General features: G+C 70.5%; 15 protein-coding genes. 10 read left to right on the forward strand and 5 right to left on the reverse strand.

The genetic code is table 11. From position 1 onward, the window contains the following. The first annotated feature begins 89 nt into the window (after window positions 1-89). Together ACIRJR_RS13175 and ACIRJR_RS13180 are read left to right on the forward strand one after the other, a co-directional pair. Complete coding sequence (locus ACIRJR_RS13175) at window positions 90-1,766, forward strand: glycoside hydrolase family 13 protein (protein WP_403778347.1); 1,677 nt, start codon at window positions 90-92, stop codon at window positions 1,764-1,766. Then, a complete protein-coding gene (locus ACIRJR_RS13180) occupies window positions 1,751-2,809 on the forward strand; it encodes a LacI family DNA-binding transcriptional regulator (RefSeq protein ID WP_403778350.1) in 1,059 nt (352 codons plus the stop codon). The genes ACIRJR_RS13175 and ACIRJR_RS13180 overlap by 16 nt, the downstream gene beginning before the upstream one ends. 72 nt (window positions 2,810-2,881) lie before the next feature. On the opposite strand, the gene ACIRJR_RS13185 is transcribed toward ACIRJR_RS13180, so the two are convergent. Both ACIRJR_RS13185 and ACIRJR_RS13190 read right to left on the reverse strand, forming a co-directional pair. Then, window positions 2,882-3,766, reverse strand: coding sequence for an aldo/keto reductase (locus tag ACIRJR_RS13185; RefSeq protein WP_403778353.1), 885 nt, complete (start codon window positions 3,764-3,766; stop codon window positions 2,882-2,884). A gap of 14 nt (window positions 3,767-3,780) precedes the next feature. Then, the gene (locus ACIRJR_RS13190) at window positions 3,781-4,710 is read right to left on the reverse strand and encodes an NAD-dependent epimerase/dehydratase family protein (protein WP_403778356.1); all 930 of its coding nucleotides are present in this window, start codon (window positions 4,708-4,710) and stop codon (window positions 3,781-3,783) included. A gap of 70 nt (window positions 4,711-4,780) precedes the next feature. Between ACIRJR_RS13190 and ACIRJR_RS13195 the strand changes: the two genes are divergently transcribed. Then, window positions 4,781-5,680 carry a LysR family transcriptional regulator gene (locus tag ACIRJR_RS13195; RefSeq protein WP_403778359.1) on the forward strand — a complete coding sequence of 300 codons (900 nt, stop codon included), beginning with the start codon at window positions 4,781-4,783 and terminating at the stop codon, window positions 5,678-5,680. Between the two features lie 24 nt (window positions 5,681-5,704). Here the strand turns inward: ACIRJR_RS13195 and ACIRJR_RS13200 are convergent, their stop codons facing one another. Further along, window positions 5,705-5,920, reverse strand: a complete 216-nt coding sequence (locus tag ACIRJR_RS13200; RefSeq protein ID WP_403778362.1) for a DUF397 domain-containing protein — start codon at window positions 5,918-5,920, stop codon at window positions 5,705-5,707. Beyond that, entirely contained in the window at window positions 5,917-6,795 is an 879-nt protein-coding gene (locus ACIRJR_RS13205; protein WP_403778365.1) for a helix-turn-helix domain-containing protein, read from the reverse strand. The genes ACIRJR_RS13200 and ACIRJR_RS13205 overlap by 4 nt, the downstream gene beginning before the upstream one ends. Before the next feature lie 164 nt (window positions 6,796-6,959). On the opposite strand from ACIRJR_RS13205, the gene ACIRJR_RS13210 reads away from it, so the two are divergent. From ACIRJR_RS13210 to ACIRJR_RS13225, 4 genes are all read left to right on the forward strand, one after another. Then, entirely contained in the window at window positions 6,960-7,397 is a 438-nt protein-coding gene (locus tag ACIRJR_RS13210) for an ATP-binding protein (RefSeq protein ID WP_403778368.1), read from the forward strand. A 282-nt stretch (window positions 7,398-7,679) separates the two neighbouring features. Next, a complete protein-coding gene (locus ACIRJR_RS13215) occupies window positions 7,680-8,627 on the forward strand; it encodes a helix-turn-helix domain-containing protein (protein WP_403778370.1) in 948 nt (315 codons plus the stop codon). A 16-nt stretch (window positions 8,628-8,643) separates the two neighbouring features. Beyond that, window positions 8,644-9,510 carry a hypothetical protein gene (locus ACIRJR_RS13220; RefSeq protein WP_403778373.1) on the forward strand — a complete coding sequence of 289 codons (867 nt, stop codon included), beginning with the start codon at window positions 8,644-8,646 and terminating at the stop codon, window positions 9,508-9,510. A gap of 78 nt (window positions 9,511-9,588) precedes the next feature. Continuing rightward, on the forward strand, window positions 9,589-9,891 hold the full coding sequence (locus tag ACIRJR_RS13225) for a hypothetical protein (protein WP_403778376.1): 303 nt from the start codon (window positions 9,589-9,591) through the stop codon (window positions 9,889-9,891). A gap of 196 nt (window positions 9,892-10,087) precedes the next feature. Here the strand turns inward: ACIRJR_RS13225 and ACIRJR_RS13230 are convergent, their stop codons facing one another. Further along, window positions 10,088-10,534 carry a hypothetical protein gene (locus ACIRJR_RS13230; RefSeq protein ID WP_403778378.1) on the reverse strand — a complete coding sequence of 149 codons (447 nt, stop codon included), beginning with the start codon at window positions 10,532-10,534 and terminating at the stop codon, window positions 10,088-10,090. A gap of 435 nt (window positions 10,535-10,969) precedes the next feature. Between ACIRJR_RS13230 and ACIRJR_RS13235 the strand changes: the two genes are divergently transcribed. The 3 genes from ACIRJR_RS13235 to pulA all read left to right on the forward strand — a co-directional run bounded on the left by ACIRJR_RS13235 (window position 10,970) and on the right by pulA (window position 20,124). After that, entirely contained in the window at window positions 10,970-11,938 is a 969-nt protein-coding gene (locus ACIRJR_RS13235) for a helix-turn-helix domain-containing protein (protein ID WP_403778381.1), read from the forward strand. Window positions 11,939-12,991: 1,053 nt separating this feature from the next. Continuing rightward, a complete protein-coding gene (locus tag ACIRJR_RS13240) occupies window positions 12,992-14,722 on the forward strand; it encodes a carbohydrate-binding module family 20 domain-containing protein (protein ID WP_403778384.1) in 1,731 nt (576 codons plus the stop codon). 95 nt (window positions 14,723-14,817) lie between these two features. Beyond that, window positions 14,818-20,124, forward strand: coding sequence for a pullulanase-type alpha-1,6-glucosidase (gene pulA / locus ACIRJR_RS13245; RefSeq protein ID WP_403778387.1), 5,307 nt, complete (start codon window positions 14,818-14,820; stop codon window positions 20,122-20,124). The last annotated feature ends 145 nt before the right edge of the window (window positions 20,125-20,269 follow it).

The following is a 20,269-nucleotide window of genomic DNA, read 5'->3' on the forward strand; positions in this document are numbered from 1 at the left end:
ACCTCTTACGCCCGCACGCACCATCACGGCGGCGCCGGAACCCCGACCCGGTACCGGCGCCGCTCCCTCCCAGACACCCCAGGGACGACATGACCCAGCACCTCGCTGCCCCCTCCACCGGCACGTCCGACGGCGCCCCGGGCCACCGCACCGGCTGGTGGCAGGACGCGGTGATCTACCAGGTCTATCCGCGAAGCTTCGCCGACGGCAACGGCGACGGCATGGGCGACCTCGCGGGCGTCACCGCCCGGCTCCCGTACCTCAGGGACCTCGGCGTCGACGCCGTCTGGCTCAGCCCCTTCTACGCCTCCCCGCAGGCCGACGCGGGCTACGACGTCGCCGACTACCGGGCGATCGACCCGATGTTCGGCACGCTCCTCGACGCCGACGAGCTGATCCGCGAGGCCCACGGCCTGGGTCTGCGCATCATCGTCGACCTGGTGCCCAACCACTCCTCCGACCAGCACGAGTGGTTCAAGCGCGCCCTCGCCGAGGGCCCCGGATCCGCCCTGCGCGAGCGCTACCACTTCCGCCCCGGCAAGGGCACCGACGGCGAACTCCCGCCCAACGACTGGGAGTCCATCTTCGGCGGCCCCGCGTGGACCCGGACCACCGACCCGGACGGCACCCCCGGCGAGTGGTACCTGCACCTCTTCGCACCCGAGCAGCCCGACTTCAACTGGGAGCACCCGGCCGTCGCCGACGAGTTCCGCTCGATCCTGCGCTTCTGGCTCGACATGGGTGTCGACGGCTTCCGGGTCGACGTCGCCCACGGACTCGTCAAGGCGGAGGGTCTGCCGGACCTCGGGTCGCACGACCAGTTGAAGCTGCTGGGCAACGATGTCATGCCGTTCTTCGACCAGGACGGTGTGCACGAGATCTACCGCAGCTGGCGCACCATCCTCGACGAGTACCCCGGCGACCGCGTTCTCGTCGCCGAGGCGTGGACCCCGACCGTCGAGCGCACCGCCAACTACGTGCGCCCCGACGAGATGCACCAGGCCTTCAACTTCCAGTACCTGTCGACCGCCTGGGACGCCGCCGAGCTCCGCGCCGTCGTCGACTCCTCGCTCGACGCCATGCGTCCGGTCGGCGCCCCGACCACCTGGGTGCTCTCCAACCACGACGTCACCCGCCACACCACCCGCTTCGCCAACCCGCCGGGCCTGGGCACCCAGATCCGCACCCCCGGGGACCGCGAGCTCGGCCTGCGCAGGGCACGCGCGGCCACCCTGCTGATGCTGGCACTCCCCGGCTCCGCCTACATCTACCAGGGCGAGGAACTCGGCCTGCCCGACGTCACCGACCTGCCCGACGAGGCCCGCCAGGACCCGTCGTTCTTCCGCGCCGAGGGCCAGGACGGCTTCCGCGACGGCTGCCGCGTCCCGATCCCGTGGACCCGCGACGGCAGCTCGTACGGCTTCGGCGGTGGCGGCAGCTGGCTGCCGCAGCCGGACAGCTGGGGCGCGCTCTCCGTCGAGGCGCAGGCCGGGGCGGAGGGCTCCACGCTGGAGCTGTACCGCGCCGCGATCGCGGCCCGGCGCGCGCACCCGGGGCTCGGCGCCGGCACGGACGTCGAGTGGCTGGACGCCCCCGAGGGTGTGCTCACCCTCGGCCGCCCCGGCTTCGTCTGCACCGTCAACACCACGGGCGCACCGGTCCGCGTCACCGTCCCCGGCGCCCTGCTGCTCGCCAGCGCCCCGGTCACCGTCGAGGGTGACACCGTCGAGCTGCCCGCGGACACCACGGTGTGGTGGACGGTGTGACCGTCCCCGCACCCAGGACCGGACCGGCGCTGCGGCTCTCCGACATCGCCGGTCAGGCCGCGGTCAGCGAGGCCACCGTCAGCCGTGTCCTGAACGGGAAGCCGGGCGTCGCGGACACCACGCGTCAGCGGGTGCTCGCGGCGCTCGACATCCTCGGCTACGAACGCCCCGTACGGCTGCGGCAGCGCAGCGCCGGACTGATCGGACTGGTGACTCCCGAGCTCACCAACCCGATCTTCCCGGCGTTCGCGCAGTCCGTGGAGCAGGTCCTCGCAGGACACGGCTACACGCCCGTGCTCTGCACCCAGCTGCCCGGCGGCGCCACCGAGGACGAGCTGGTCGAACAGCTCGTCGAGCGCGGCGTCGGCGGCATCGTCTTCCTCTCCGGGCTGCACGCCGACACCTCGGCGGACCCGGCGCGCTACGCCGCGCTCACCGAGCGCGGCGTGCCGTTCGTGCTGATCAACGGCTACAACGAGCGCGTCAGCGCCCCGTTCGTCTCGCCCGACGACCAGGCCGCCGTACGGATGGCCGTCAGCCACCTCGCGGAGCTGGGCCACCGGCGAGTAGGCCTGGCGATCGGGCCGCAGCGCTACGTGCCCTCCCGGCGCAAGCGCGAGGGTTTCGTCGACGCCGCGGTCTCGCTGCTGGACATGGACCGTGAGGAAGCCGAACTGCTGGTCTGCTCCACGCTGTTCAGCGTCGAGGGCGGTCAGGTCGCGGCCGGTGCACTGCTCGACGCGGGCTGCACCGGCATCGTCTGCGGCAGCGACCTGATGGCGCTCGGCGTCGTCCGGGCGGCACGGGGGAGGGGCCTGGACGTCCCGCGTGACGTCTCCGTCGTCGGCTTCGACGACTCCCAGCTCATCGCCTTCACCGACCCGCCCCTGACCACGGTGCGCCAGCCGGTGCAGGCCATGGCCTCGGCGGCGGTGGGGGCCCTGCTGGAGGAGATCGCGGGCAGCCCCGTGCAGCGCACGGAGTACGTGTTCCAGCCGGAGCTGGTGGTACGCGGGTCGACCGCGGCGGTGCGCGGCATCTGAACGGGGCGTGACCGGGGCCGGGTCCGGAGGGGGGACCCGGCCCCGTCTCGCGTACCCGCCGCACGCCGTCTCTCAGCCCGGCGGTACGTCGTCGAGCCGCGCCAGCTCAGCCGGACTCAGCTCAAGGTCCGCAGCCCGGGCGGAGTCCCGGACGGACGCCGGGCGGCTGGCTCCTGGCACCGGGATCACCGCGGGGGAGCGGCTCAGCAGCCAGGCCAGGGCGATCTGCTGCGGGCTCACCTCGCGATCGGCCGCGATGTGGTGAAAGGCGGTGCCGGCGGAGGTCGGGCCCGAGGGCCCGTCGAGGGAGCTGCGGGAGATTCCGCCCAGGGGGCTCCACGGCAGGAACGCCAGTCCGAGCAGGGTGCTCAGCCGCAGGGCCGGCTCGCTGTCGCGGACGGCCGGAGAGTACTCGTTCTGTACCGAGACGAGTCCCTCGCCGAGGATCTGATGCGCCTGGCTGATCTGGCCGGTGGTGACGTTCGAGATGCCGGCGGCGCGGATCGTGCCGGCGTCGAGCAACTCGCGCAGGGCGCCGACGGACTCCGCCCAGGGGATGGCCCCGTCCGGCTTGTGCAGTTGGTAGAGGCCGATGGCCTCGACCCCCAGGCGCTTGGCGGAGGCCTCTGCGGCGCGCTTGAGGCGGGCCGGGTCGGCGTCGACGGTCCAGCTGCCGTCGCCGGGCCGGCCGCGACCGCCCTTGGTGGCGATCAGGACACCGGACGTGTCACCGCCGTAGCGGCTCAGTGCGCGGGCGATGAGGAGCTCGTTGTGGCCCACCTCGCCTGCGTGCCAGTGGTAGCTGTCCGCGGTGTCGATCAGCGTGACACCCGCGTCCAGGGCGGCGTGGACGGTGGCGACGGCTCGCGTCTCGTCCGGGCGGTTCTCGATGGACAGCGGCATGGCGCCCAGGCCGATGGCGCTGACGGGGGTCCCGGCGATGCTGCGGTACTCCATGGCGGTGGGGCTCCTTACGCGGTGGCTGCCGCGGTCTCGGCGACGGCGCCGGGCAGCCAGTCGGTGACGTGGGAGAAGACGAAGCCCAGTTCCTTCGCCCGGGTGTTGCTCATGGCGTAGTGGCGGTCGAAGGAGAACGGCGAAGCAGGTCCGCCTGCCGCGACGGTCCGGTGGACCGGCGTGCGGCCGGTCCGCGCGGCGACGACCGCGGCCAGCTCACGCACGTCGAGCAGGCCGTCGGAGCAGGCGTTGACCGGGCCTGTGAAGCCGGTGGCGGTGGTCGCCCACACCAGCAGGTCCGCCAGCTCCTCGTAGTGGATGAACACCGTCGGCAGGGCCTGTGCGTGGACCGTGATCTCTTCGCCCCGGCCGATGCGCTCGGTGTAGTGCGCCAGCCGGCCGGTGAACTCCTGGGCGCCGCCGCCGAGCACGTGCGCGCTGCGCACGGAGACGAACGGGAAGCCGCCGTCCCGGATGAGGACGGCCTCCGCCTGGCGCTTGCCCTCGGCGTAGTGCGCCTCCTGGTACCCCTCGTCGTGCCAGGGCAGGTCCATGGCCACCTGCCAGGCGCGCGGGTCCACGTTCTCCTCCGGCACCGGGGTGCCCGTCGGCACAGTCGCCAGTGCCGCGGTCGCCGGGTCGTAGACCTCGATCGTGGACGTCATGACGTATCGCCGGGTACGGCCTGCGAAGGCGCGGACGGCGATCGCGGCCTGCACCGGGGTGTAGCAGACCTGATCGACGACCGCGTCGAAGGTGCGGGAGCCGAGCGCGGCGACGAGAGCGTCCTCGTCACCGCGGTCGGCGACGAGGTGCTCGACACCGGCGGGCGGGAGAGTGGAGCCCCGATTGATCACGGTGACCTGATGGCCCGCAGCGTGCAGGCGCTCGACCAGGAGCTTTCCGAAGTACCGGCTTCCGCCGATGACGCAGATGCTTTGCATGCCCCCATCCTGGAGACCTATCGTCAGCAGCAGAAGTGATGACTTACTGACGACGTGTTAAGGAAAACTGTTGATAGACGTGCAGAGGCTCCGTGTCCTGCGGGCAGTGGCGCACCACGGCAGTTTCGGTAAGGCGGCCGTAGCCCTCCGTCTCACGCCTTCCGCCGTCTCCCAGCATGTGGCCGCGCTGGAACGCAGCCTCGGCGCCCAGGTCGTGACCCGCAGCACGCGCGGGGTCGCACTCACCCAGGCCGGCCAGATCATGGTCGGGGCGGCCGAATCCGTCGCCGCCGAGCTCGCACAGGCGAAGCAGCAGGTCGAGCGGCTCAGCACGGGCCGCACGCAACTCACCGTCGCCACCTTCACCAGCGGGGGCAGGCACCTGCTGCCCGGCGCCCTCCCACGGTTCATGGCCAGGCATCCGCACACGCAGCTCCACGTCAGGGAAGGCGAGCCGGAGGACACCCTGCCCCTCGTACGCCAAGGTGCGGTCGATCTCGCCCTCGCCTACCACTTCGACGGTCCGCTGCCGGTGGGACCGGGGACGAGCGCCGAACTGCGGTGGACCCCCATCGTGGAAGATCCGCTGCACGTCGTGATGCCGGAGGGCCACCGGCTCGGCGACCGCCGGTCGCTCGACATCGCCGAGCTGGCATCCGAGCCCTGGGTGCTGGGCTGCCTCAAGACCGAGGCGTACCTGCGCCGTTACGCCGAGCGTGCGGGCTTCGCACCGGACGTGCGCGGCACCACCACCGACTACTTCTTCGCCCGGTCACTCGTCGCCGCGGGAGTCGGGATCTCGCTGATCCCTTCCATCGCGCTCGTCCCGGCACTGCCGGGCCTGCACGTCGTCCCGGTCGAAGCGCCGGCTCCCGCCCGGCACATCGGCGTCGCCACGCTCGGCCGCCGCGACCACCCGCACGTGACGACGTTCATCGAGTCGCTCCGCGAGCAGGCGGCGTCTCCTTAGCCACTGTGGGGGGCGTGCGCCGGGTCAGCTCCCGGAGGCGTACGTCACGAAGGCTGCCCATGTGGCGGGAGCGAAGGCGAGGAGGGGGCCGGGGGTGCGCTTGGAGTCGCGGACGCGGATCGCGCAGGGGTCGGCCGCGACTTCGACGCAGTCGTTGCCGCTGCTGCTGTCGCTGTAGCTGCTCTTGAACCAGTCCAGTTCCAGTTCGCGGGAGTCCTCGGCGGCGAGCTTGTCGATCATGTCTCTCCCAGCAGTTGCTCGATGAAGGCGAGCGATTCTCGCGGCGTGAGCGCCTGGGATCGGATCATCCCATAACGAAGCTCAAGGATTCTGAGCTGCTTGGAGTCGGATACCGGGCGGCCGTTGAAGGCTCCCCCGGAGCGGCCGACAGCTGTGCCGTCGTCGAATTTCAGAATCTCGATGTCACCCCCCATGCCCGGATGAGTCTCACAGTCCAGCGGCATCACCTGCAACGAGATGGTGCGCAACCGTCCGATGTCCAGCAGGCGCTCAAGCTGGTGCCGCAGCGCCATCCTGCCCCCGATGGGGCGTCGTAGCGAGGCCTCCTCCTGGATGAAACTCAGCGAAGGCGACGGCTCTCGTTCGAAGACCGAACGTCGAGCGATACGCGCGGACACGCCTCGCTCCACTTCGTCTTGTGAGTAGGGAGGCTGGCGCGCCTCCAACAACACGCGTGCATGCTGCTCCGTCTGTAGAAGGCCGTGAATGCCGTGGCTGGAGTAGACGCTGACCTCCACGGCGCGTGCTTCCATCCGCGCCAGATCCCGCACCTTCTTCGGGTACCGGACCTCGGCCAACTCCCGTTTCAGCATCGCGATCTTGCCGCCCGCCCCGAGGACTTCGTCCGCCCTGTCCAGGAACTCCGGCCGGGGGATGCGGCGACCGCCCTCCACCTTGTAGACCAGGTCCTCCCCGTACCCGATCGCCGCTCCGAACTCGCCGGCCCGCATGCCTGCCGCCTCCCGCCAGGCCTTGATCTGCCGGCCCACCGCGGCGGCCATGGCGACGCCCGACTCGTCGTCCGGATCGACCTCCCAGCCGGGCTCGTCCGCACCGTCGTGCCCGCGCACCGCGCCGGCCTCATCCACGCTCATCCGTGCCCCACTTCCGACGCGTCTGCCGTTCCTGCACCAACCTCAGTCGTCCCCGCCGGGGCACCCCGGACAGCCGGGACAGCACTGGACAAGGACCGGACAATCACCGTACGTAACCGGTCTGCCACTCCTCACGGTAAGCAAAAAAGGCCACGCTGAGTGACGTGACCCAAGAAATCACCCGAACCGAACATTCCGTTCTGACCCGGCAGTTCACCGTGCTGCTCTCGTCCACCCGCCGTGGAGCCAGGCTCGCCCGCCTGCTCACCGCCGCGCACCTGGGGGACTGGGGGCTGCCCACGGGGCCGGCCGGGCACATCGTGGCCGAGCTGGCCGCGAACGCCGTCCTGCACGGTCGCGTGCCGGGCCGGGACTTCCGGCTGCGCCTCGCAGTCCTCCGTGACGCGGTCCTCCGGATCGAGGTGACGGATACCCGGGGCGAACGACTGCCTCCCGTGCCCGGGGCCGTCGATCCGCCCGCCGGTGACGCGGAATCGGGGCGCGGCCTGCTGGTCGTCGGGGCGTTCGCGGACCGCTGGGGTGTCGATGTCGGGCCGGTCCCGCGCAAGACGGTCTGGGCCGAACTCGATCTTGCCCCGTGACCACCGCGACCGGGTCGCGGGCACCCGCGACCCGGTGGGCCGTGACGCGGTGCCCCGCGACGTCTGAAAGCCTTTAAAGAACCAGGGAAATGACCCTTCCCCACCCAACCCGCCCCCATGCACGCTCCGTCACTCGCGCGGGTGACAAATGACAACTCAGCTGGATTTGGCAGGCGTTGTCGGGCATATGCTCGCCCCGACCACCGCAGACATGCGACGGCCCCCGACGGGACTGGAATCCCGATCGAGGGCCTGACCACCGAGGAAGCAAGGACCTTCCCGATGGGTACCCAGCAGATTACCGCGCCTCCGTGCGCCCAGGCGGCTGTATCCGGCGTGATCCACCACAACGTCCGGCACACCGCAGGCTTCACCGTCATCGGCAACCACCTCGCCCAGCACCGGGGCCTGTCCCTCGTCGCGGTCGGCCTGGCCGTGCACATCCAGTCGCTGCCGGCCGGAGCGAAGGTCGGCATCAAACGCCTCGCCGAACGCTTCCCGGAGAGCGAGACCCGTATCGCCGCCGCCCTGCGGGAGCTGGAGGCGGTGGGCTATCTGCACCGCAGTCGCATGCGCCTCGCCGACGGGCGCATCGTGACACGCACGGTCTCGTGCAACCAGCCGGGCGCGGACGCCGCCACTGCCACGCCACCGCCGCCTCGGCCCGCGCGCGCCACGGCCAGGCCCCCATCGCCCGTACCGCCGCCTCCGTCACGGGACTGCGCGCCGCCGCCGCCACCTCCGCAACCGACGCCCGTGCCCGCACCGCAGCCCGCCGCAGTCCTCGTACCGGCGCCCACGGCCCGTACGGCACCACCTGCGCCTTTGCCGCAACCTCAGGCGCTCACCCCCGAGCTCCAGCGCGCCGCCGCCGCGATCCTCGCCGACCTGCGCCGCCACACACCCCAACTCAGTCTGTCCAAGGCGGACATCAGCACCCTCACGCCCGGCGTCGCTGCCTGGCTCGAACGCGATACGCATCCGGACGCCCTCCGACACGCTCTCACCGCTGACCTGCCCGTACCGCTGAGACACCCCGCCAAGCTCCTGCGGCACCGGATCACCACGCTCCTGCCGCCCCCGCTGCCCGGCATGCGCGAGCTGGAGGCCACTCGCCCGCGCGTGATCGTCATCCCGCTCCAGAACTGCGACCGCTGCGACCGGGCCTTCCGCTCGCGCCACCCCGGCCACTGCGGCGACTGCCGCACCGACCTGCCCACAGCCGCCTGATCCCGAACGGAAACCCATGGTCAGCGCACCGCACGAAGCGATGCACCGCATCTTCCAGGAACACCCGGACCTCTTCTTCAGGCTCTCCGAGGTCCTCGGGATCGACCTGCCGCCCCTCGCGTCCGCGGAGTCGGTGACCGTCGATCTCACCGAGACCGAACCGCTCGAACGGCGCGTCGACACCCTGCTGCGCATCGAGACGCAGCACGACGGGCCCTTCCTCCTCATCGTCGAGGCCCAGGGGAAGAAGGACCCCGGCAAGACGGCGAGTTGGCCTTACTACGTCACGTATCTCAACAACAAGTACCGGCTCCCCGTCCTGCTCCTCGTGATCTGCCAGGACCACGCGACCGCCGCATGGGCCGCCCGGCCCATCACCATCGGCCTGCCCCGGTGGCCGGCGGTGACCGCCCGCCCCCTCGTGGCAGGACCCCACAACGTGCCCGTCATCACGAACGTGGCCGAGGCCCGGAAGGACCTCGCGCTCGCCACGCTCGCGGCGATCACACACGCTGACAATCCGGACGTCGATGCGATACTGAAGACGATGTCACTCGCACTGCGCGAGACGCCGGAAGCACTTGCCGAACCCCTCGTCGAGCTCATCGCACAAGGCCTGGGCAATCGCCCAGCCGCCCAACAGTGGAGGAACCTGGTGGCCGTGGATCTCTCCTTCTACACCTCGCCGCTCTCCGAAGAGATCCGGGACGAGGGGCGTGCACGGGGGCACGCCGAGGCCGTCCTGGTGGTCCTGGGCGCGCGCGGTATCGATATCACCCAGGACACCCGCGAGAAGGTCACCGCCTGCGGTGATCCGGAAGTGCTCCTACGGTGGCTGATCCGCGCAGCGTCCGTCACTGCCTCCGACGAGATCTTCGACTGAGGAGACGTCCGTCGGTCACGTGTCCCGATGCGCGTGCACCCTGGCATTCGCGTTACCCGCACAACCAGGAGGAACCCGGTGGCCGATCTCTCCTTCTACGTCTCGCCCCTGTCGGAGGAGATCCGGGAGCAAGGCCGCGCCGAGGGCCGCGCCCAAGGCCGCGCCCAAGGCCGCGCCGAGGGTCGGACCCAAGGCCGCGCCGAGAACATCCTGATCGTCCTCGCCGCACGTGGAATCGAGGTCACCCCCACCACCCGCGAGAGGATCATCACCTGCGGTGACCCGGATGTGCTCCTGCAGTGGCTGGTGCGCGCGGCGACCGTAGCCGCCGCCGACGAGATCTTCGACGAAGGCTACGACGACGAGACCGCTGTCGGTTGAGCGGTCATCGCCGCCCTCATCGACGACCCTCGCGCGCCGGGCGGCAGCCGACGCAGCGACTGGCGAGGGTGGGCCGGCGGCGCGGGCGCTTCGCCGCTCCGGGACTTCCGGAAGCACGAGTCACCCGCGCCGCCGAGCTCAGAGGCGTCGGCCGTCAGGCTTGCTGTCAGAGCTCCGGGGAGCGCGCCGCACCGCCTTACACAATCCCCTGCCGCACCTGAGTGGTGCCACTGCACAGACCGTTGTCGGAGGCCGGCCAGATCTTGATGACATCGACGTCGTTCGCCCAGGTACCACCGTTGGGGTGGGCGTAGTTCCCCAGGTTCACGGAGGTGTTCCGCGGGATGCAGATGTACCGGTCCGGGTTCGCTCCCGAGTCGATCAGCCAGACGGAGTCGTCGTTACGCGTGTTGACCACGGCATCCGTGACGTTGCGGTAGGCAACCGGCATGGACTGGGTGCCCGCGTCCTTGTACCGGCCCCAGATGGTGCCCGAGGTGTAGGAGCCCTGGTAGAGACAGACGTGCGGGTAGCTACAGCCGTGCTTGCTGACGGCCTGGGCCGGGGTGGCGGTCATGGGGAGCACGGCAGCGGCGACGCCCATGGCGAACAGCGTTGCGGTGAGTCTGGTCTTCAGCGACATTGAGCTTCCGTTTCTGCAGAGGTTGGGTTCCGGGACGCCACGCTTGCCTTGTGCTGCGCCGGCCCGTCCAACCCGCATCGGGCGGCGACCCGGTGCGGTGTGAAGGCGCCGGATCGCCGACGGCAAGTCGTCGATCACGCCTGTGCGGTCGAAGCCGGTGGCGGCCTCGTTGAGGGAATCTAGGGTGATCGTGAGCGTGGAACTTTGTCGTTCGTGCAGGAATCCTTGTCAGTTGCGCACCGCCACCGAGAAGCTCTGTCTGACCTCAACGTCGCGCTTCCAAGCGCTAGTTCAGGGGGTTGCGTCGTGGGTGGGCGTCCCCCAGACTGACGCCGCCGAATGGTGGGACGTCTGTGCCTAGGGGGGGCCTGTGGGACAACGAGCCGAGGTGGCGTCGAGCCATCCGCATGACCGGTCCGGACCGAGGAACGCCTCATGAGTCCGGCTCTGGACACCGCGCTCGTACCGCCGAAGGACCGGGAGGAGGTGATCCGGCACGCGGTCTGGAATTCCATTGTCGTCGTCGACATCGACCACCGCCCGCCGGCCTCGGAGATCTCCGCCCAGATGGAGGTCAGCACCGTCGGTCCTCTCAGGATCAGTTCGGCGCGTGCGACCGCGGCCACCCTTCGGAGGACGGAACAGCTGGTCAGGAAGGACGAGGAGCCTTCTCTCTTCCTCAGCCTGCAGGTGACGGGTACCAGCATGGGGACGCAGAGCGGCCGGGAATGCGTTCTGCGGCCTGGTGAGTTCGCCGCCTTCCGGTCGAACGCCCCGTACACGCTCCTCTTCGACGAGGGGGTCGACCACCACTTCTTGCGTCTGCCTCTCGGGGCACTCGCACTGCCTGAACAGCTGCTACGGGATACCACCACAGTCACCCTGGGATCCGGCAATCCTCTCGCGCCTCTCGCCTACAGCTACTTCTCCCAGCTGGCGGTCAGCAAGGACCTGCACCGGAGCGCGCACGCCGGCGGTGTCGTGGCACCCGGCGTGGAGCTGCTCCGCGCCGTCCTGGTCGCCCAGCACGGCGACTCCGGCCTGGCCAGGGCGCCGCTGGAGGCGACGCTCAGCCTGCGCATCACCCACTACATCCGGGAACACCTGGCCGATCCCGGCCTTTCGGCGGCGCAGATCGCCTTCGCGCACGGCATCTCCGTACGTCATCTCTACGTGGTCCTGGCCGAGTCGGGGATCAGCCTCGGCGACTGGATCCGCGCACTCCGCCTCGCCGCGTGCAAGCGCGAGCTGGCCGGCCCGAGAGGGAGACTTCGGACGATCGCGGCCACGGGACGTAGCTGGGGCTTCGTGAACGCGACCCACTTCAGCAAGGTGTTCAAACACGCCTACGGCATCTCGCCCCGTGCCTGGCGGGACCAGAACCACCCGCGCGTCCCCGTATGACGGTCTTCGCGCGGCGCACGCCACTCGGTCCGGTCCCCCTTGGGATCCGTGCCCAGCACAACGTCGGGCCGACGATTCACCGACACGACCACGCTCAGAGGCCGGACACTCCCGCAGGCCGGTGACCTGACGGCCTTCCACGCTGTGAGAGCGGCTGTCCGGTTCTCCGGGGCGACACCCCGGCGCCCCGGAGGCGCGCCGGCATCAGAACCAGCCCGGCCGCGACCGCCAGGCCCATGACGCCGAGGGCCGCGCCCTTCGCGACCGGTGCGCGCCGGCCGTAGTCGGCGGTGCAGGCGGTTCCGGCGTCCTGCGCGAGCCGTACGCCGTCGATCGCACCCGGCATGGGGTTCGTCGCGGCTGACCTCGACGTCGTCCCGCAGCTCGACGTCCCGCGCGATGACTGTGCCGTCCGTGCTGCTGAAGGTGCCGATCCAGCCGCAGGACTCCTTGCCGCACTGCCATCGGCGGGGCCGGCGCTCCCACGGGGCCCTCCCGCAGTGCGGTGCGGCCCTCGAATCCCTCCGCCGCCAGGCCCAGTCCGCCGCCGAGGGTGATGAGCAGGGTGAAGGCGACGCCCAGGCCGACGAGCACCCGCTCGCGGGTGCGCAGTGGCCGTCCGGTGCTCATGGGACGGTGATTCCAGCGGGCACAACGCGCAGAAGAGGCCCCGAGGTCGGCCCGGGATTGGGCCGGCGGGGAAGCGACGTCGGGGCCTCTCCTTGGCGTGACCGGCCCGGCCGGCCGGGCGCGTGGGGTCCGGCGCACCGGACCCCCGGCCGGCCGGACCGGAGTCGGGATGAACTTAACAGGCCCGCAATATTTTGCGTAAGTCCTTGCAGGAAGAAATCTCCGAGATTTCGTCGATGTGAGCGGGGCGTAATCGTGACGTGTCCAGGGGGTTGACCGGGGCAGGTCAGGCTCGTACGGTCTGCTGCACCCCAGCTTTTGCATTCTTGCTGCAAGAACCTTCAGGAGCCTTGACGGCACGGCGCGTTGCCAGGTGAGGCTGCTCCGCCGTCCCCGCACTTCCCCCACCGCAGGAGGAACGTCATGGCACGCAGACCCTTGTCCGGCGCGCTCGCCCTCTCCCTGGGCGCCGCTGTCCTCGCCGTCCCCGCAGGACTCGGCGCCGCCGGGACCGCCCAGGCCGCACCACCCGGCGAGAAGGACGTCACCGCCGTGATGTTCGAGTGGAAGTTCGCGTCCGTGGCCAAGGCCTGTACGGACAGCCTCGGCCCCGCCGGTTACGGCTTCGTCCAGGTCTCGCCGCCCCAGGAGCACATCCAGGGTGCCCAGTGGTGGACCTCGTACCAGCCCGTGAGCTACAGGATCGCCGGTCGTCTCGGTGACCGTACGGCCTTCGCGAACATGGTCAGCACCTGTCACACGGCCGGCGTCAAGGTCGTCGCCGACTCGGTCATCAACCACATGTCGGCCGGGTCCGGCACCGGCACGGGCGGCTCCGCCTACAGCAAGTACGACTACCCGGGCCTCTACTCGGTCAGCGACATGAACGACTGCCAGGCGCAGATCAGCAACTACGGCGACCGGGCCAACGTCCAGAACTGCGAACTGGTGGGCCTCGCCGACCTCGACACCGGTGAGGACTACGTACGCGGCAAGATCGCCGGCTACCTCGACGACCTGCTCTCCCTCGGCGTCGACGGCTTCCGGATCGACGCGGCCAAGCACATGCCGGCCGCCGACCTCGCGAACATCAAGTCCCGGCTGAGCAACACCGGTGTGTACTGGAAGCACGAGGCGATCCACGGGGGCGGCGAGGCCGTCTCGCCCTCCGAGTACCTCGGCAGCGGTGACGTCCAGGAGTTCCGCTACGGCCGCAGCCTCAAGCAGGTCTTCAACAACGAGAACCTCGCCAACCTGAAGAACTTCGGCGAGGGCTGGGGCTTCATGGAGTCCGGGAAGTCCGCGGTCTTCGTCGACAACCACGACACCGAGCGCGGCGGCGACACCCTGAACTACAAGGACGGCGCGAAGTACACCCTCGCGAGCGTCTTCATGCTGGCCTACCCCTACGGCTCCCCGGACGTCCACTCCGGCTACGAGTGGTCCGACAAGGACGCCGGCCCGCCCAACGGCGGCCAGGTGAACGCCTGCTACAGCGACGGATGGAAGTGCCAGCACGCCTGGCGGGAGATCTCCTCCATGGTCGGCTTCCGCAACGCCGCCCGCGGCCAGGCCGTCTCGAACTGGTGGGACAACGGCGGCGACCAGATCGCCTTCGGCCGGGGCTCCAAGGCGTACGTCGCCATCAACCACGAAGGCTCCTCGCTGAGCCGGACCTTCCAGACGTCGCTGCCCGCCGGTGACTACTGCGACGTCCAGTCCGGCAAGGGCGTCACCGTCAACGGCTCAGGGCAGTTCACCGCCACCCTCGGCGCGAACACCGCCCTCGCCCTGCACGTCGGCGCCCGCACCTGCACCGGCGGCGGCACGACCCCGGACCCGGACCCCGGCACCGGCCGGTCCGGCGCCTCCTTCGGCGTCAACGCCACCACCCAGCTCGGCCAGAACATCTACGTCACCGGCAACCAGTCGGCCCTCGGCAGCTGGGCCCCCGGGAGCGCCCTCAAGCTCGACCCGGCGGCGTACCCCGTGTGGAAGCTCGACGTCGACCTGCCCGCAGGCACCTCGTTCGAGTACAAGTACCTCCGCAAGGACGCGAGCGGCAACGTCACCTGGGAGAGCGGTGCCAACCGCACCGCCACCGTGCCGGCCTCCGGCAAGGTCACGCTGACCGCCGACGCCTGGCGCAGCTGATCACACACCCTGCGGGCCGGGGACGCGAGGGTGAGCGTCCCCGGCCCGCACCGCTCCACCCCGCCCGATCCCCGAAAGCCGAGGAGTACCCGCCCGTGTCCCGAACCACCCTCCGGCGGGGGGCTGTCGCCGCACTGTGCGCGGCGCTGCTGCCCGTCGTACCGGCGGCCACCGCGTCCGCCGCGCCCAGACCCCCCGCGCCGCCCTCGGACGCGTCCCTCGCCAAGGAGCCGGCCAGGCACGACCTGACCCGCGAGCAGTTCTACTTCGTGCTGCCCGACCGCTTCGCCGACGGCGACACCTCCAACAACCGGGGCGGTCTGACCGGCTCCCGGCTGGAGACCGGCTACGACCCCACGGACAAGGGGTTCTACCAGGGCGGCGACCTCAAGGGCCTCACCCAGCGGCTCGACTACATCAAGGGCCTCGGCACCACCGCGATCTGGCTCGCCCCGATCTTCAAGAACCGCCCCGTGCAGGGCACCGGCGACAACGCCTCGGCCGGATACCACGGCTACTGGATCACCGACTTCACCCAGGTCGACCCGCACTTCGGGACCAACGCGGACCTCACGAAGCTGATCGACAAGGCCCACGGCAAGGGCATGAAGGTCTTCTTCGACGTCATCACCAACCACACGGCCGACACCGTCGACTACGCCGAGAAGAAGTACGGCTACAAGCCCAAGGGCGCCTTCCCCTACCTCGACGAGGACGGCCGTCCCTTCGACGACACCCAGGGCGTCGGGGAGGTGGACGAGGACTCCTTCCCCTACACCCCCCGGAACACCGGGAAGAAGGTCCCCGCCTGGCTCAACGACACCACGATGTACCACAACCGGGGCGACTCGACCTATGCCGGTGAGTCCACCGAGTACGGCGACTTCTCCGGTCTCGACGACCTGTGGACCGAGCGCCCCGAGGTCGTCTCCGGCATGGAGAAGATCTACGAGAAGTGGGTCCGCGACTTCGACATCGACGGCTTCCGCATCGACACCGTCAAACACGTCGACCTCGACTTCTGGACCCGGTGGGCGACCGCGCTCGACGGATACGCGGCGAAGCGCGGCCGCGACGACTTCTTCATGTTCGGCGAGGTCTACTCCGCCGACACCGCGATCACCTCGCCCTACGTCACCCGGGGCAGGCTCGACGCCACCCTCGACTTCCCCTTCCAGGAGGCCGCCCGGCAGTACGCCTCCCAGGGAGCCCCGGCCTCGAAGCTCGCCGCGGTCTACGGTGACGACTACCGCTACACCACCGACAAGGCCAACGCCTACGAGCAGGTGACCTTCCTCGGCAACCACGACATGGGCCGGATCGGCACCTTCCTGAAGCAGGACAACCCGAAGGCCTCCGACGCCGAGCTCCTGGACCGGGCCCGCCTCGCCAACGAGCTGATGTTCCTCGGCCGCGGCAACCCGGTGGTCTACTACGGCGACGAGCAGGGCTACACCGGGGCGGGCGGCGACAAGGACGCCCGCCAGACGCTCTTCGCCTCGAAGACCGCGGACTACCTCGACGACGACCAGATCGGCACCGACCGCACGCACGCCTCCGACGCGTACGACGCGGCCCACCCGCTCTACCGGTTCATAGCGGCCCTGTCGAAGCTCACCCGGGAGCACCCGGCCCTGCGCGACGGCACGCAGACCGAGCGCTACGCGAAGGACTCGGTCCACGCCTTCTCGCGCACCGACGTGAAGCGCCCGTACGAGTACGTCGTCGCCTCGAACAACTCCGCCGAGGCGAGGACCGTCGAGCTGCCCACGGCATCGGCCGGAATGAACTTCCGTACGCTGTACGGAGGTTCCGGCACCGTCCGCAGTGGTGCGGACAAGGCCGTCAAGGTGACGGTGCCCGCGCTCTCCAGCGTCGTGCTCCGCGCCGACAAGCCGCTCGGCAGCCCCGCCGCCAAGCCCTCCCTCACCCTGAAGGCCCCGGCCGCCGGAGCCACCGGCACCGTCGAGATCAGCGCCGACGTGGACGGCGGCGACCTGAACCGCGTCGTGTTCGCCGCGCAGACCGGCAACGGGAAGTGGACCACACTCGGCTCCGCCGACCACGCGCCGTACAAGGTCACCCAGCACCTGGACGGTTCGGTGAAGGCCGGGACCGCGCTGCGCTACAAGGCCGTCGTCGTCGACCGGGCCGGGCGCACCGCCGGTGCCACCGCCTCGACGACCGCGGGCCAGGCCCCGCCGAAGCCCAGGCCGGTCGCGGTGGACCGGGACCAGGCGATCGTCCACTACAGGCGCGCGGACGGCGACTACGAGGGCTGGCAGCTCAAGTCCGGGGAGAAGACGGCCGACTTCATCGGCCGGGACGCCTACGGAGCCTTCGCCTGGATCGACCTCGACGAGGGCGCCTCCTCCGTCCCGTACACCGTCGAGAAGTCCGGCACCGCCGACGGCCCCGAGCGCACCGTCGACCTCGCGAGGACCGGCCAGGTCTGGGTCGAGCAGGGCAAGGAAGGCCAGGCCACCGAGGCTCCCGAGACCCCGCCCGGGGACACCACCAAGGCCGTCTTGCACTACCACCGCGCCGACGGCGACTACGACGGCTGGGGCCTGCACACCTGGACCGGGGCGGCCTCGCCCACGGACTGGGCCAAGCCGCTGGAGCCCGTGAGGACCGATGCCTACGGCGTGACCTTCGAGGTGCCGCTGACCGACGGCGCCACCTCGCTCAGTTACATCCTCCACAGGGGCGACGAGAAGGACCTCCCCAGTGACCAGTCCCTGGACATCGCCTCGTACGGGCACGAGGTCTGGATGCTCGGCGGGAAGTCCGGCTACCTGCTGCCGCAGGCCGGCGGGGTGCCCACGCCCGACCTCGGCAAGGCCGAGGCCCAGTGGATCGACGCCGGCACCGTCGTCTGGAAGGTGAAGGCCACCGACGCGACCAGCCAGCAGCTCGTGTACGCGAAGGACGGCGGGATCTCCGTCGTCGACGGCGCGCTCTCCGACGAGGGGCAGTGGCTGCGGCTCGGCGCGACGGAGCTCACCGACGCACAGAAGGCGAAATACCCGCACCTCAAGGACTATCCGGCGTTCACCGTCGACACCCGGGACCGGGACCGCGTCCGTGAGTCCCTGCGCGGCCAGCTGATCGCCACCCAGCGCGCCGCCAACGGCGCCCTGCTCGCCGCCACCGGGGTGCAGACCGCGGGTGTCCTGGACAGCCTGTACGGGAAGGCCGCGAGCGGCGCCTCCCTCGGCCCGGTCTTCCGCGAGGGCCGCCCCACGCTCTCCGTCTGGGCACCCACCGCCCGGACCGTCGCGCTCGAACTCGACGGGAGGACCGTCCCGATGAGGCGCGACGACCGCACCGGCGTCTGGTCCGTGACCGGGAAGAAGACCTGGAACGGCAAGCCCTACCGGTACGCCGTGAACGTCTGGGCGCCCACCGTCCGGAAGATGGTCACCAACAAGGTCACCGACCCCTACTCCACCGCCCTGACCGCCGACTCCGCCCGCAGTCTCGTCGTCGACCTCGACGCCCCGGAGCTCGCCCCGCGCGGCTGGTCCTCGCTGAAGAAGCCCGCGGCGGTCCCGCTGCGGGACGCGCAGATCCAGGAACTGCACATCCGCGACTTCTCGGTCACGGACCCGACCTCGAAGCACCCCGGTGAGTACCTCGCCTTCACCGACACCCGCTCCGACGGGATGAAACACCTCAAGCAGCTCGCGGACTCCGGCACCGGCTACGTGCACCTGCTGCCCGCCTTCGACATCGGGACGATCCCCGAGAAGAAGAAGGACCAGCAGAAGCCCGCCTGCGACCTGTCCGTCTACGCCCCCGACTCCGAGGAGCAGCAGGCCTGCGTCACGAAGGCCGCCGCGAAGGACGCCTTCAACTGGGGCTACGACCCGCTCCACTACACGGTCCCCGAGGGCTCCTACGCCTCCGACCCCGACGGCACGAAGCGCACCGCCGAGTTCCGGAAGATGGTCCAGGGCCTCAACGGCGCCGGCCTGCGGACCGTCATGGACGTCGTCTACAACCACACCGTCGCCTCCGGGCAGGACGACAAGTCCGTCCTCGACAGGATCGTGCCCGGCTACTACCAGCGGCTCCTGGAGGACGGCACCGTCGCCACCTCGACCTGCTGCGCCAACACCGCGCCCGAGAACACCATGATGGGCAAGCTCGTCGTGGACTCGGTCGTCACCTGGGCCAAGGAGTACAAGGTCGACGGCTTCCGCTTCGACCTCATGGGGCACCACCCCAAGGCGAACATCCTGGCCGTCCGCAAGGCGCTCGACGAGCTGACCGTCGCCCGGGACGGTGTCGACGGCAAGAAGATCATCCTGTACGGCGAGGGCTGGAACTTCGGCGAGATCGCCGACGACGCCCGGTTCGTGCAGGCCACCCAGAAGAACATGGCCGGCACCGGCATCGCGACCTTCTCCGACCGGGCCCGCGACGCCGTGCGCGGCGGCGGCCCCTTCGACGAGGACCCCGGCGTCCAGGGCTTCGCCTCCGGTCTCTACACCGACCCCAACACCTCGCCCGCCAACGGCACCGAGGCCGAGCAGAAGGCCCGGCTGCTCCACTACCAGGACCTGATCAAGGTCGGTCTCACCGGCAACCTCGCCGACTACACCTTCACCGACACCCAGGGCCGCACGGTCAAGGGCTCGGCCGTCGACTACAACGGAGCCCCCGCCGGATACGCGGCGGCGCCCGGTGACGCGCTCGCCTACGCCGACGCCCACGACAACGAGACCCTCTACGACGCCCTCGCGTTCAAGCTCCCCGCGGACACCACGGCCGCCGAGCGGGCCCGCATGCAGGTCGTGGCGATGGCGACCGCCGTGCTCTCGCAGGGGCCGGCGCTCTCCCAGGCCGGAACCGACCTGCTGCGCTCCAAGTCGCTGGACCGCAACTCCTACGACAGCGGCGACTGGTTCAACGCCCTGCACTGGGACTGCCGCAAGGGCAACGGCTTCGGCCGGGGGCTGCCGCCCGCCACCGACAACGAGGCCAAGTGGTCCTACGGGAAGCCGCTGCTGGCCTCCGCCGGGCTCACCCCCGGGTGCGCGGAGATCACGGGCGCGTCCGCCGCGTACCAGGACCTGCTGGCCATCCGCACGAGTGAGAAGGACTTCGGACTGAAGACCACGGGGCAGGTCCAGGACACCCTGTCCTTCCCGCTCTCCGGCAAGGAGGAGACCCCGGGGGTGATCACGATGCGCCTGGGCGGCCTGGTCGTCGTCATGAACGCCACCCCGGACACGCGGAGCCAGGTCATCCCCGCGCTGGCCGGGAAGGCGTACGCCCTGCACCCCGTCCAGTCCGCGGGCGCGGACGCCGCGGTCAAGAAGTCCGCGTACGAAGGGAAGTCGGGCACCTTCACCGTGCCGGGACGCACGGTCGCCGTGTTCTCCCAGCGCTGACGCCCCCTGTCCCTCCGCGGCCGGCCTCCGGCTCCGTGCCCCTCCGGGGCCGGAGCGGGGGGCCGGCCGCTCCCTTTCCCGGGTGACTCCCTTGTGCGGGCGGTGCGATCGCGGGAAGCTGAAGGCGTACACGTCCATGCACGCC

Source organism: Streptomyces sp. NPDC102402 (assembly GCF_044765765.1).
Classification (GTDB): domain Bacteria; phylum Actinomycetota; class Actinomycetes; order Streptomycetales; family Streptomycetaceae; genus Streptomyces.

Excerpts from the sequence above, each read along its gene's own strand:
- ACIRJR_RS13240 (WP_403778384.1), top strand. The coding sequence starts at position 12,992 with ATGGCACGCAGACCCTTGTCCGGCGCGCTCGCCCTCTCCCTGGGCGCC.
- ACIRJR_RS13175 (WP_403778347.1), top strand. The coding sequence starts at position 90 with ATGACCCAGCACCTCGCTGCCCCCTCCACCGGCACGTCCGACGGCGCC.
- ACIRJR_RS13215 (WP_403778370.1), top strand. The coding sequence starts at position 7,680 with ATGGGTACCCAGCAGATTACCGCGCCTCCGTGCGCCCAGGCGGCTGTA.
- ACIRJR_RS13230 (WP_403778378.1), bottom strand. The coding sequence starts at position 10,534 with ATGTCGCTGAAGACCAGACTCACCGCAACGCTGTTCGCCATGGGCGTC.
- ACIRJR_RS13205 (WP_403778365.1), bottom strand. The coding sequence starts at position 6,795 with ATGAGCGTGGATGAGGCCGGCGCGGTGCGCGGGCACGACGGTGCGGAC.
- ACIRJR_RS13190 (WP_403778356.1), bottom strand. The coding sequence starts at position 4,710 with ATGCAAAGCATCTGCGTCATCGGCGGAAGCCGGTACTTCGGAAAGCTC.
- ACIRJR_RS13235 (WP_403778381.1), top strand. The coding sequence starts at position 10,970 with ATGAGTCCGGCTCTGGACACCGCGCTCGTACCGCCGAAGGACCGGGAG.
- ACIRJR_RS13200 (WP_403778362.1), bottom strand. The coding sequence starts at position 5,920 with ATGATCGACAAGCTCGCCGCCGAGGACTCCCGCGAACTGGAACTGGAC.
- ACIRJR_RS13220 (WP_403778373.1), top strand. The coding sequence starts at position 8,644 with ATGGTCAGCGCACCGCACGAAGCGATGCACCGCATCTTCCAGGAACAC.
- ACIRJR_RS13185 (WP_403778353.1), bottom strand. The coding sequence starts at position 3,766 with ATGGAGTACCGCAGCATCGCCGGGACCCCCGTCAGCGCCATCGGCCTG.